Source organism: Gilliamella sp. B3367 (assembly GCF_026536825.1).
Lineage (GTDB): Bacteria > Pseudomonadota > Gammaproteobacteria > Enterobacterales > Orbaceae > Gilliamella > Gilliamella apicola_E.
Map to the genome: position 1 here is coordinate 220,315 of NZ_JAFNNJ010000001.1, position 13,632 is coordinate 233,946.

At 35.2% G+C, this 13,632-nt stretch carries 10 protein-coding genes and 4 tRNA genes; 4 read left to right on the forward strand and 10 right to left on the reverse strand.

Annotation, left to right across the window (positions count from 1 at the left end; all coding sequences use genetic code 11):
• Positions 1-284 precede the first annotated feature (284 nt).
• From focA to pflA, 3 genes are all read left to right on the forward strand, one after another.
• A complete protein-coding gene (focA, locus tag J3U23_RS00935) occupies positions 285-1,133 on the forward strand; it encodes a formate transporter FocA (RefSeq protein ID WP_218058385.1) in 849 nt (282 codons plus the stop codon).
• 64 nt (positions 1,134-1,197) lie between these two features.
• On the forward strand, positions 1,198-3,480 hold the full coding sequence (pflB, locus tag J3U23_RS00940; protein WP_267336726.1) for a formate C-acetyltransferase: 2,283 nt from the start codon (positions 1,198-1,200) through the stop codon (positions 3,478-3,480).
• Positions 3,481-3,741: 261 nt separating this feature from the next.
• Positions 3,742-4,500: a pyruvate formate lyase 1-activating protein gene (gene pflA, locus J3U23_RS00945; protein WP_267330064.1), complete on the forward strand. Its 759-nt coding sequence runs from the start codon at positions 3,742-3,744 to the stop codon at positions 4,498-4,500.
• A 52-nt stretch (positions 4,501-4,552) separates the two neighbouring features.
• Here the strand turns inward: pflA and rarD are convergent, their stop codons facing one another.
• Entirely contained in the window at positions 4,553-5,449 is an 897-nt protein-coding gene (gene rarD / locus J3U23_RS00950; protein ID WP_065734215.1) for an EamA family transporter RarD, read from the reverse strand.
• Between the two features lie 74 nt (positions 5,450-5,523).
• Entirely contained in the window at positions 5,524-6,816 is a 1,293-nt protein-coding gene (gene serS / locus J3U23_RS00955) for a serine--tRNA ligase (protein WP_267338214.1), read from the reverse strand.
• Between the two features lie 600 nt (positions 6,817-7,416).
• On the opposite strand from serS, the gene J3U23_RS00960 reads away from it, so the two are divergent.
• Complete coding sequence (locus J3U23_RS00960) at positions 7,417-7,689, forward strand: DUF4190 domain-containing protein (RefSeq protein WP_065734217.1); 273 nt, start codon at positions 7,417-7,419, stop codon at positions 7,687-7,689.
• 504 nt (positions 7,690-8,193) lie between these two features.
• On the opposite strand, the gene J3U23_RS00965 is transcribed toward J3U23_RS00960, so the two are convergent.
• The 8 genes from J3U23_RS00965 to recA form a co-directional block, all read right to left on the reverse strand.
• Positions 8,194-8,270, reverse strand: a tRNA-Arg gene (locus J3U23_RS00965).
• Between the two features lie 18 nt (positions 8,271-8,288).
• A tRNA-Arg gene (locus J3U23_RS00970) sits at positions 8,289-8,365 on the reverse strand.
• Between the two features lie 16 nt (positions 8,366-8,381).
• A tRNA-Arg gene (locus tag J3U23_RS00975) sits at positions 8,382-8,458 on the reverse strand.
• An 18-nt stretch (positions 8,459-8,476) separates the two neighbouring features.
• Positions 8,477-8,569: transfer RNA gene (locus J3U23_RS00980), tRNA-Ser, on the reverse strand.
• A 123-nt stretch (positions 8,570-8,692) separates the two neighbouring features.
• Positions 8,693-8,893, reverse strand: a complete 201-nt coding sequence (gene csrA, locus J3U23_RS00985) for a carbon storage regulator CsrA (protein ID WP_065562297.1) — start codon at positions 8,891-8,893, stop codon at positions 8,693-8,695.
• 139 nt (positions 8,894-9,032) lie between these two features.
• Positions 9,033-11,666, reverse strand: a complete 2,634-nt coding sequence (alaS, locus tag J3U23_RS00990) for an alanine--tRNA ligase (RefSeq protein WP_220225106.1) — start codon at positions 11,664-11,666, stop codon at positions 9,033-9,035.
• 196 nt (positions 11,667-11,862) lie between these two features.
• A complete protein-coding gene (locus tag J3U23_RS00995) occupies positions 11,863-12,363 on the reverse strand; it encodes a regulatory protein RecX (RefSeq protein ID WP_267330067.1) in 501 nt (166 codons plus the stop codon).
• Complete coding sequence (gene recA / locus J3U23_RS01000; RefSeq protein WP_065562294.1) at positions 12,363-13,409, reverse strand: recombinase RecA; 1,047 nt, start codon at positions 13,407-13,409, stop codon at positions 12,363-12,365. Before recA ends, J3U23_RS00995 begins: the two co-directional genes overlap by 1 nt.
• Positions 13,410-13,632 lie beyond the last annotated feature (223 nt).

Here is a 13,632-nt window from a genome sequence, read left to right on the forward strand (position 1 = left end):
TTGGATCGTAAGATCCAAATTTTAAACCACCTTAATTTCCGTCCTTTTCTGATTTATTAGGAAAAGGGCGGAATTTTTTATTTCTAACTGATAATTACATTGATTTATAATTGTTTATCTCTAAATATTAACTATTTAAGTGCAGAAAAAAAACATTGAAAAGTAACTAAAAAAACAATTGGTTAAAAAAAATGTTTTTTTTTAACTAAAAAATTGATGATCTGACTTAAATTAGTAGTATACTATGCGCCTCATAAAAGCATAGTTTTTTTGAGGATGTCAACTTGAGTAATGATAAGCTTGTGGACTCGTTTTCTCCCGCGCAAATGACCCAAATCGCCGAGGAACTTGGCAACTATAAAGTAAATAAAAACCCTACTAGTACTATAGTATCAGCTATCCTTGCTGGTGTTTTTATCTCTATCGCATTCGTTTTCTATATTACTGCTACAACAGGGACTTCAACCGTTGCTTTTGGCTTGGCTAAATTAGTTGGCGGTATCTGCTTCTCGTTAGGTTTGATGCTTGTTGTATGTTGTGGAACAGATCTTTTTACTTCAACTATTTTAACCATTTTACCTAAAATGACACATAAAATTAGTTGGATAAAAATGTTCCGTAATTGGATTTTGGTCTATATTGGTAACTTTATCGGTGCTATACTATTTGTAGGAATTATTTGGTTTTCTGGGCAATATATGGTAGCCAATGGTTTGTGGGGATTGAATGTATTACAAACCGCAGATCATAAATTACATCATACTTTCATCGAAGCTGTATTTCTTGGTTTATTAGCTAATTTAATGGTTTGCTTAGCTGCTTGGATGAGTTATGCTGGTCGCAGTCTACTTGATAAAATGCTAATTATGGTATTACCTGTAGCAATGTTTGTTGCAAGTGGTTTTGAACATAGTATTGCAAATATGTTTATGATTCCTATGGGAATTGTAATTAATAATTTTGCATCACCTGAGTTTTGGACTACTGTTGGAATATCTCCGGATTCATTTAAGGCATTAACCGTTGAGCATTTTATTGTAAATAATTTAATTCCTGTTACTATCGGGAATATTTTAGGAGGCTTGTTAGTCGCTATCCCTAATTGGGCTTTACATCTTCGTAAGCCACATTGATTTTATAATATTTACCCTTATGTAAGAGTAGATAGATATTTTTGTAAACCTGAGGTTAATAACTATGAGTAATTTAAACGAAGTACAAGCAACGGCTTGGAAAGGATTTAAAGAGGGTGATTGGCAAAGTAATGTCAATGTTCGCGATTTCATTCAAAAAAATTACACACCATATGAAGGTGATGAATCTTTTTTAGCTGGCGCAACAGATGCTACAACTAAATTATGGGATAAAGTCATGGAAGGCATTAAAATTGAAAATGCTACTCATGCTCCTGTAGATTTTGATACAAGTGTAATCTCTACTATTACTGCTCATGATGCAGGTTATATCGAAAAAGATTTAGAGAAGATTGTTGGTTTACAAACTGAAAAACCATTAAAACGTGCGATTATCCCGTTTGGTGGTATCAAAATGATCGAGAACTCATGTAAAGCATACAACCGAACTCTTGATCCTTTAGTCAAAAAAATCTTTACTGAGTATCGTAAAACTCATAACCAAGGTGTTTTCGATATTTACACTCCTGATATCCTTCGTTGTCGTAAATCAGGTGTTATCACTGGTCTTCCTGATGCTTATGGCCGTGGTCGTATCATTGGTGATTACCGTCGTGTTGCACTTTACGGTATCGACTTCTTAATGCAAGATAAATTTGCTCAATTCAATTCATTACAAGCTGATTTTGAAAATGGTGTTGATTTAGCAATGACTATGCAACGTCGTGAAGAAATCGCTGAACAACATCGTGCTCTTGGTCAAATCAAAGAAATGGCAGCTAAATATGGCTACGACATCTCTGGACCAGCTAAAACAGCTCAAGAAGCAGTGCAATGGACATATTTCGGTTACTTAGCTGCAGTTAAATCTCAAAATGGTGCGGCAATGTCTCTTGGTCGTACTTCTACATTCTTTGATATTTACTTCCAACGTGATCTTGAAGCAGGTTTAATTACTGAAAAAGACGCTCAAGAAATTGTTGACCATTTCGTTATGAAATTACGTATGGTTCGTTTCTTACGTACGCCTGAATATGATGAATTATTCTCTGGTGACCCAATTTGGGCAACTGAATCAATCGCAGGTATGGGTGTTGACGGACGTACTTTAGTTACTAAAACTTCATTCCGTTTCTTAAACACACTATATACAATGGGTCCATCACCTGAGCCTAACATGACTATTCTTTGGTCAGAACAGTTACCAAGTGGATTCAAAGAGTTCGCATCTAAAGTATCTATTGATACCTCATCATTACAATATGAAAATGATGATTTAATGCGTCCTGACTTCAATAACGATGACTATGCAATCGCATGTTGTGTAAGCCCGATGATCGTTGGTAAACAAATGCAATTCTTCGGTGCGCGTGCCAACCTTGCTAAAACTCTTCTATACGCAATCAATGGCGGTGTAGATGAAAAACTTAAAATGCAAGTTGGACCAAAAGAAGATCCAATCACTGACGAATATCTTGATTTTGACAAAGTATTTGCACGTTTAGATCACTTTATGGATTGGTTAGCAAAACAATACGTAACTGCACTAAATGCAATTCACTATATGCATGACAAATACAGCTACGAAGCATCATTAATGGCACTACATGATCGTGACATTATTCGTACAATGGCATGTGGTATTGCAGGTCTATCTGTTGCTGCTGACTCATTATCAGCTATCAAATATGCAAAAGTAAAAACTATTCGTGATGAAGATGGTTTAGCAGTGGACTTTGAAATCGAAGGTGAATATCCACAATTCGGTAACAACGATCCACGTGTAGATGATATTGCAGTTGATTTAGTTGAACGTTTCATGAAGAAAATTCAAAAACTTAAAACTTATCGTAATGCGATTCCTACACAATCTGTATTAACCATTACTTCAAACGTTGTATATGGTAAGAAAACAGGTAACACTCCAGACGGTCGTCGTGCTGGTGCGCCATTTGGACCAGGTGCTAACCCAATGCACGGACGTGACCAAAAAGGTGCGGTTGCTTCATTAACATCTGTTGCTAAACTACCATTTGCTTATGCGAAAGATGGTATTTCATATACTTTCTCAATCGTTCCTAATGCATTAGGTAAAGATGATGATGTTCGTAAACGTAACTTAGCTGGTTTAATGGATGGTTACTTCCATCACGAAGCTACTATTGAAGGTGGTCAACATTTAAATGTTAACGTATTAAATCGTGAAACATTATTAGATGCGATGGAACATCCTGAAAAATATCCACAATTAACTATTCGTGTTTCTGGATATGCAGTACGTTTCAACTCACTAACTAAAGAACAACAAAAAGACGTTATTACACGTACTTTCACACAATCAATGTAATTTAGTTAACTGATACTAACTTAAAATGGCGCCTACTTGAGGCGCTATTTTTTTATCAGAATAAGATTAAGATTTATTGATTCCATATCAATATTATTAAAAAGAATGTTTTTCAACTGTTATTCTCATCATTAATTTAATAAGCGATTATCCAATTAATACAATTGGTGTAAGAAAGTATCATATGAGTTAAAATATCTTAAACAATAAAAAAGTAATATGAGCAAGCACTAGAGAATTTTTATGGAACAAAATATTATTATGACAACAAAGCAACCAATCAAAGGTCGCATCCACTCTTATGAGTCGTTTGGTACCGTAGATGGGCCTGGTATACGTTTCATTGTTTTTTTTCAGGGTTGCTTGATGCGTTGCTTGTACTGCCACAACCGAGATACTTGGGATTTAAAAGCAGGCCGTGAAGTCACTGTTGATGAACTGATGAAAGAGATCGTTACTTACAAAAGTTTTATTATGCCTAATGGCGGGGGCGTAACCGCTTCTGGCGGCGAAGCGACACTACAATCTGAGTTTATTACTGAATGGTTTAAAGCTTGTCATCAAGAAGGTATTCACACATGCTTAGATACCAATGGTTATGCAAGACAGTTAGATCACACAGTTGAAGCACTTATGGAAGTGACAGACTTAGTCATGTTAGATCTCAAACAAATCAATGATGAAATACATCAAAAACTAGTTGGCGTACCTAATAAGCGTGTGCTCGAGTTTGCTAAATATCTACAAAAAATTAATAAGCGAACCTGGATACGATATGTGGTTGTACCGGGGTGGACTGATGATGATAATTCCGCACATCTTTTAGGGCAATTTATTCAAGGTATGGAGAATATTGAGCGAGTAGAGTTATTACCCTATCATAAAATGGGCGCTTACAAATGGGATACGTTCGGAGATAAATATCAGTTAGAAGGGGTAGAGGCGCCACCGCGAGAAACCTTAGACAGAATACAACAGATCATAGAAAGTTATGGTCAATCGGTTACATTTAGTAAATAACATGATAATAAAAAAGTACCGGCTATGGTACCTTTTTAGTTGCTATCCTTTTTTATCTAATTCTTTTACGCTTTATTGCTCGCAAAACAAAAATCGTTCCCTCCAGCGCAAGTACACATACTGACAACCAAATAAAGCTGTAAGAGATAATATGTTGTGCCGAGATCGATTCATGTAAAAATAGAACTGATACAAGCGTTAATAAAACGGGTTCAACATATCCAAGCAAACCAAATAATCCCAAAGGTAATAGTCGTCTAGCTAAAAAGTACATAGCAAAGGCGATAGCAGTAATGATCCCTAGCATTGGGATAAAAATGTGAAAGTGCGTAATATCACTCACAATCTGGCTAAATGGGTAATTAAAGGCGAAATAAATCACGCAACCAATAAATATAAAAAAGAAGTCGGAAAAGGTGCCACAAATCCCCTCTATTTGCAATTTACGACGTGTAATAAAGTAAATGGGGTAACCCAATGCAACCACTGCTGTTTCCCACGAAAATGCGCCTGTGGTATAGATTTCAACGGCTACGCCGATAGCAGCAAGACAAACGGCAATCTTTTGCAAAAAACTGAGTTTTTCCTTGTAAAAAATTTGACCTGAAATCACCATGGTTAATGGTAATAAGAAATAACCTAAAGAAGCCGATAAGCCATGCCCATTAAGCGGTGCCCAAATGAAAATTAACATCTGAATAGTTAACAATAGGGAGGAAAAGATCAATCCGACTAAAATCATCGGTTGCTCTCTAATACGCTTAAATAAATCCCTAATTGCAGACCACTGGTGTTCTATAAAGACTAACACCACTATGGCTGGAAACGAGGTTAATAAACGCCAGCAAAAGATGTCAACCACAGGAAGAGGCTGTAGTAAAACCGGATAGTAGTAAAGTAAGCCAAAAAGGCATGATGCGAGTATTGAAAGGACAACACCTTTAATCATTTTTCCACCTTTAATAAAAAAATAGCGCTAATTAATAGCGCTAAAAATGAAGTAAGCAAACTTTTAGTACATGGTTAACCGATTACTTCAACACCATTCATATATGGTACTAAAACAGAAGGCACTTTAATGCTTCCGTCTGCCTGTTGGTAGTTTTCCATGATTGCCACTAATGTGCGTCCAACAGCTAATCCTGAGCCATTTAAGGTATGGACTAAATAGGTTTTGTTATCCGCTTTATTACGATATCGAGCTTGCATTCGGCGAGCTTGGAAATCCCACATATTAGAACAAGACGAGATTTCTCGATAAGTGTTTTGAGCCGGTACCCAAACTTCAAGATCGTAAGTTTTGCATGAACCAAAGCCCATATCGCCGGTACACAATACGATTTTACGGTATGGCAATTCAAGTAGCTGTAAAACCTTTTCCGCATGTGCTGTCAGCTCTTCTAAAGCTTTCATAGATTCTTCCGGTTTAACAATTTGCACAAGTTCGACTTTATCAAACTGATGCATACGAATTAAGCCACGGGTATCTTTGCCATAAGAGCCTGCTTCAGAACGGAAACAAGGTGTATGAGCAGTCATTTTCATCGGAAGCTGGCTTTCATCAAGTATCTCATCACGCACTAAGTTAGTTACCGGCACTTCTGCTGTTGGAATTAATGCATAGTTACTGCTTTCAGCTTCTTCATCGAGAGGTTTAGTATGGAAAAGATCACCTGCAAATTTAGGTAATTGACCTGTGCCAAATAAGGTAGCATGATTAACAAGATATGGAACATAAATTTCAGCATAGCCATGTTGTTCAGTATGCAGATCTAACATAAATTGAGTAATTGCTCGATGTAAACGGGCTAATTGTGATTTCATCACCACAAAACGTGCACCAGTAAGTTTTACCCCAGCAGCAAAATCAAGGCCACCAAAACGTTCACCTAAAGCGACATGGTCTTGGGTTGGAAAATCAAAAGTCCTTGGTGTACCAAAACGAGATACCTCAACATTATCGCTCTCATCTTTACCATCGGGTACAGAGTCATCAGGAATATTTGGAATGTTGGATGCAATATCTTTAATTTGGTTTAAAAGGATATCAAGCTCTGCTTTAGCGCTGTTAAGCTTTTCGCCTAATTGGTTTACTTCTTCTCGTACAACTGAAATATCTTCACCACGTGCTTTAGCTTCCCCAATAGCTTTAGAGCGGGCATTACGCTGTGCTTGTAAATTTTCAGTTTCAACTTGTAATATTTTGCGCTTTTCTTCTAATTGTCGAATGGTTTCAACATCTAATTTAAAACCACGACGTGCTAATTTGCTAGCAACAAGATCTAATTCGTTTCGAAGTAAATTTGGGTCCAACATAAAAAAGTCCATTATCGTTTATTAATGTTATCTATTTAATTTTCTGTTTGAGTTAACAAAAAATATGATGAATAACACATATGAAATTTGTGAGCTTAGTATACTAGAATTATATCGGGTTTCAACCGAAGTGGTAAACCCGAAGAAATCTAACTGATAGCCATAAACCAATGTAGTTCAATAGGATAAAAAATAATCATTTTTTATATACGCTGATTTTATACATATATAAATTTTATTTATTATTTTATTTGCTAATACTGTTGAATATTTTAACTTAACTATTATTCATAAAAGGAAAAACAAATACAAGTTATTAACAATCATTTTTTAGTAAATTTTATAATACCAATGCTGTATTTTGAGTTGAAGTCTATTTTTCTGTATTTCATAGTTGTAAATCAACGTACAAACCATTTATTTAAGATTATATGTATATTTTTGCTGATATAAATCTTATTAAGATATTTAATGGAATAAATTATTATGATTTGCCATTGGTAAAGTGGAATCTGTCTTAGATTGATCTGCTAAACCGATAATATTATACTTAATCACAATTTGTTTAACTTTTCGAAATCTTTACGGAGCAAAAAATAAGTGGATCAACAGCAATATAAAGTAATAAGTGGTTTAGCTATAGCAGGGATGGTTTGCGGAATTATATCACTAATCCCAATAGGCCTTATAAGCATTGTATTAGCTATTGTAGCTATAGTATTAAGTGCAGTTGCTAAAAGTGATATAAAAACTAATAACAAAAGTGGTTCTGGTTTTGCAACAGCAGGAATCGTTTGTGGAATCATTACCCTTGTATTATGGTTTTTATTCTTTTTCGTAATTGGCAGTATATTATTATCAGCTAACCATTAATCTCATAAATAAAGAATAATGTTATGGTGAATTAAAAGCTGTCAGCTTATTATGAATAAAAGATTGTGTTCTAATAAATACCCAATTGTTTCTGCAATAAACGCATTGCATTTCATATCAAACATTCAATATAGGCTTCTTAATATTTAATTCTTTAATTTCATCATTGAAAGTATAAACAAAGCTTTTAAGTAATTATTTTTCGGTTGTCCTAGATGTTCTTTTTATAACTTTATTTTTCTAAATCGATGTACTTTAATTTTATTATTGCCAATTTAAAATTTAAGCTTGTACGAAGCTTTTTAAGAGCGGGTAGGGTAATATTTAAGGGAAAACAGAAAAAGCTTTGTATAGTGATTTATAGCATTCAACGTTTTTAAAATAGTTTGTAGTCCTAATAAGCTAAAAAGTAAATAACATTGTTAATGAGTATAACCTTTCATGATATTCAATATAACGTTTAATTTGCATTATAAATCGAAGAAGGTTTTTAGGATGCTTAAATGGCGCACCCGAAGGGATTCGAACCCCTGACCGCTCGGTTCGAAGCCGAGTGCTCTATCCAGCTGAGCTACGGATGCTTGTAAGTTCGTAAAAAATGGTGCATCCGAAGGGATTCGAACCCCTGACCGCCCGGTTCGTAGCCGGGTACTCTATCCAGCTGAGCTACGGATGCGTATTAGATTTTAAAATGGTGCATCCGAAGGGATTCGAACCCCTGACCGCCCGGTTCGTAGCCGGGTACTCTATCCAGCTGAGCTACGGATGCATATTTTAATTTTTAAAATGGCGGTGAGAGAGGGATTCGAACCCTCGATGCAGCTTTTGACCGCATACTCCCTTAGCAGGGGAGCGCCTTCAGCCTCTCGGCCATCTCACCAAAACATTATGACTCTGCTTGAACAACAAAATCATAATGTGTGGCGCACATATTACGTTCTACAAAAAATAAGTCAAACATTTTTTTGCGAACACGTGCTGGTTGTTTATTTAGTGCCCAATATTACTCTTTGGGTTGAACTAATTCATCAACTTTGTCTTGTGATTGATGAATACGGTTGTAGATTTCTTCTCTATGAATAGAAACTTCTTTAGGTGCGTTAATACCGACTCTGACCTGATTACCTTTCACGCCCAAGACGGTAATAACAACATCGTCACCAATGATAAGTGTTTCACCTACTCTCCTAGTTAAAATTAACATTAGATCTCCTAATATCAGTTAAGTATATATCCAAACAATTTTAAGATATAGCTTCGTCAGCCTACTATCGAAGAGATAGAAAGACGTAATTTTACAGAAATACACTAATGTCTAATTAACAACACTGGAGTACTTCCGGCTAACTTGCTTGTAATTTATTACTGATTTCCTTTTTTACAGAAGATAACGCTTCTGGTAACGCCGAAAGATCCATTCCACCTGCTTGGGCGAAATCAGGCCGCCCACCGCCTTTACCACCTACTTTTAATGCTAATTGAGAAACTAATTCGCCAGCTTTAACAATGTTTAATAAATCATTGGTTACACCAGCAGCTAAATTGATTTTGCCATCATTGACAGCAGCTAAAATAATTACGCCAGTTTTTAATTGATTTTTGAGATCATCAATCATGGTACGTAACATTTTTGCCTCGACGTTATCAACCTTAGCAATTAGTAAGTTTTTATTATTTATTTCCACACATTGATTAAGCAATTGCCCACTTTGTTGGCTAGCTTGTTGGGCTTTTAACTGCTCTATTGCTTTTTCAAGTGTTTTGGTTTGATCGAGCAGTTGCTCAATTCGTGATAAAACAGCAGATTTATCACTTTTAACCAATTGTCCAATTTGATTTAGCAAATTGGATTCATGGTGTATATATTCCATCGCATTTTGACCTGAAGTAGCTTCAATACGACGTACTCCTGATGCAATACTTGACTCAGAAATAATTTTAAATAGCCCTATATCTCCAGTTCTATCAACATGTGTTCCACCGCAAAGCTCAATGGAGAAATCTCCCATAGTTAATACTCTTACAATATCTTCGTATTTTTCACCAAATAGCGCCATAGCACCTTTATTTTTAGCCTGATCAATAGGCATGAGTTCTATGTCTACTGGTAAATTACGTCGAATTTGTTGATTAACTAAATTTTCAATTTCTTCAATTTGTTCTGATGTAATCGGTTGATTATGTGAAAAATCAAACCGAAGATAGCTATCGTTAACTAATGATCCTTTTTGATGTACATGACTTCCTAAAATACGTTGTAACGCGGCTTGTAATAAATGTGTTGCAGAATGATTACGACGAATGCGTTCACGTATCTCTACATCGATTGCAGCTGTTACTATATCACCAACTTTCAATGATCCTTTGGTGACCTTACCTATATGACCAATGCTTTTACCATATTTCTGGCTGTCTGAAACGTTAAATACTAAATCGGCAGCGGTTAATACACCTTTATCGCCAACTTGACCACCAGATTCACCATAAAATGGTGTTTTATCTAATATGACAACAGCTTGATCACCGGCATTTATTGTTTCAACTTTGTTTCCATTTTGGAAGATTGCAATCACTTTTCCTGAAGCTTCGCTAGATTGATAACCTAAAAACTCTGTCTTATCATCAAGCTTAATCATATTGCTATAATCAACGCTGAATGAACTAGATTCACGAGCTCGTTTACGTTGTTCTTCCATGCATTGATTAAAGCCATTTTCATCAATAGTGATATTCTTCTCGCGACAAACGTCAGCGGTTAAATCTAATGGAAAACCATAAGTATCATAGAGTTTAAAAGCAATATCGCCAGGTAATACATTGTTAGTAATCTTACCTAACTCTTGGTCTAGTAAGAATAAACCCCGTTCTAATGTTTTTAAGAACTGCTCTTCTTCAGTTTTAAGTGTATTTTCAACTATCTTTTGATTATTTGCTAATTCATTAGCAGCACTTCCCATTACGTCAATTAATGGTTTAACTAGCTTATAGAAGAAAATATCTTTAGCACCTAACATATGTCCATGGCGTACTGCTCGGCGAATAATTCGACGTAATACATAACCACGCCCTTCATTTGAAGGTAGGACTCCATCAGAAACTAAAAAGGCGCAAGAACGTATATGATCTGCAATTACTCTTAATGATTTACTTTCTAAATCTTTAACTTGAATGATTTCAGCAGCAGCTTTTATTAATGTTTTAAACAAATCAATATCATAATTTGAATTGACATGTTGTAACACAGCTGCTATTCGTTCAAGCCCCATACCAGTATCAACTGATGGTTTAGGCAAAGGTTCCATAGTACCATCAGCGAGGCGGTTAAATTGCATAAAGACGAGATTCCAAATTTCAATAAATCTGTCACCATCTTCTTCTGCACTTCCAGGTGGTCCACCCCATATATGATCACCATGATCATAAAAAATTTCTGTACAAGGCCCACAAGGTCCTGTATCACCCATTTGCCAAAAGTTATCGGATGCATATGGTGCACCTTTATTATCGCCTATGCGGATGATACGCTCTTTAGGAATACCGATTTCATTTTCCCAAATAGCAAATGCTTCATCATCAGTTGCATAAACAGTAACCGTCAATCTGTCTTTTGGAAGATTAAACCATTTTTCACTGGTTAGTAGTTCCCAAGCAAAATGAATCGCATCACGTTTAAAATAATCGCCAAAACTGAAATTCCCAAGCATTTCAAAAAAAGTATGATGCCTAGCAGTATAACCTACGTTGTCAAGGTCATTATGTTTTCCGCCTGCTCGTACACAACGTTGAGATGTTGTTGCTCTGGTATAAGGTCGTTTATCAATACCAAGAAAAACATCTTTAAACTGATTCATTCCCGCATTTGTAAATAAAAGTGTTGGGTCATTGTGTGGAACAAGGGAACTACTTGCAACGATTTCGTGTCCTTTGCTATGGAAAAAGTCAAGAAAACTTTGACGAATTTCTGCAGTGCTTTTCATTTATGCTTCCATATTAAACGATAAATTTTTAGACATAGTAATATACCCGTTACAACTTAAGTTGAAAAGTAAATATTCTTAGTACAACGATTGATCTAGTTACTATTAATAAGTAATAAGGAATAAAATTAAAAGATCTTGAGAGCTTTTTACGTAATGGGTATTATCTAAGTAATATTGTAGGGACTATAATAATTTAAGTCAACAAACTATACGCAGTTTTTATATCAAGTTGTGTAAATCCTCGGGCCTTTAAAAATTGTATTACTTTTTGTTTTTGTTGATTATTTTTTGGTTCGATAAGTTTGAACTTTTTTAATAATTGATGACATGCAATTTTTGACCAATCAATATCAGCTAAAAGTAATAGCTCTCTACTAAGATCTGATGGCAAACCTCGCTGTTTTAATTCCAAGCTTATTTTATATTTTCCATAACCTTTATGAGCACGCATAAAGATATACTTTTCAATATACTGCTTATCATCCATCCAATGTTGATTAGTACAGTGTGCAATTACATGTTCTATTTCTGTTTTTAACTTATTTAGTTGTTCTGGATAATCATCTTTTGAGCAAGTAATTTTTTTGCTAAAAAATAATGTTAATTTTCGGCTAAGTTCGCATGATGAGTGATCACGCTGTGCAAGTAATTGCACAGCTTTATTTAAGATTAATTTATTGAGTTTTTTTTCCATTACTCAAAGCTTTCATCATCTGCCGAAACGTCTTCATCATCAGCAGAGAAAACAGCAGGACTGTTTAACAATAAATCGCGTAATTTAGTTTCAAGTTCTTTGGCAATTTCAGGATGTTCTTGTAAAAACTTAATTGAATTTGCTTTACCTTGACCTACTTTCTCACCGTTGTAGCTATACCAAGCTCCAGCCTTATCGACTAATTTATGTTTAACACCTAAATCAATCAATTCACCTTCTTTAGAGATACCACATCCATAAAGGATTTGGAATTCAGCTTGTCTAAACGGTGCAGCTACTTTATTTTTAACTACTTTTACACGCGTATCACTACCAATAACATCTTCGCCTTCTTTTACCGCACCAGTACGACGGATATCTAAACGAACAGATGCATAGAATTTTAAGGCATTACCACCGGTAGTGGTTTCTGGATTTCCAAACATTACACCAATTTTCATACGAATTTGGTTAATGAAAACGACAAGACAATTTGCATTTTTGATATTAGCGGTTAATTTACGTAATGCTTGAGACATTAAGCGTGCTTGTAACCCCATGTGAGAATCGCCCATTTCACCTTCAATTTCTGCTTTTGGTGTTAATGCTGCAACCGAGTCCACAATAATCACATCAACTGCACCAGAACGAACTAATGCATCACAAATTTCAAGAGCTTGCTCTCCTGTATCAGGTTGAGAAACTAATAAATCATCGACTTGAACACCTAACTTAGCTGCATAGATAGGATCTAAAGCATGTTCAGCATCGATAAATGCACAGGTTTTACCTTCTTTTTGTGCTTGAGCAATAACAGATAATGTTAATGTTGTTTTCCCTGATGACTCCGGCCCAAAAATTTCAACAATTCTTCCCATTGGCAAGCCGCCGATACCTAATGCAATATCTAACCCTAAAGAACCTGTTGAAACCGCATCTACGTCTAGTGTCTGAGTATCACCTAAACGCATTATTGAACCTTTACCAAATTGTTTCTCGATTTGGCTTAATGCTGCAGAAAGTGCACGTTGTTTGTTTTCATTCATATAATAAAATTCCAATAAGTAAGGATATTGGGGTACATTATACTGTATTGTTATACAGTATCAAGTTTTTTTTATAAACATTCATAAATTAGTTAACTCTGTGAAATTGGTCACAAAATTTATTAATTTTTTGCAGAATTTGTTTATGATCTAGTGCTGAAAAAGATATTGAATTATTTAAAAAGGCGACTAAAAAATAGAGCTTTTAAAAAATGAGAATAAT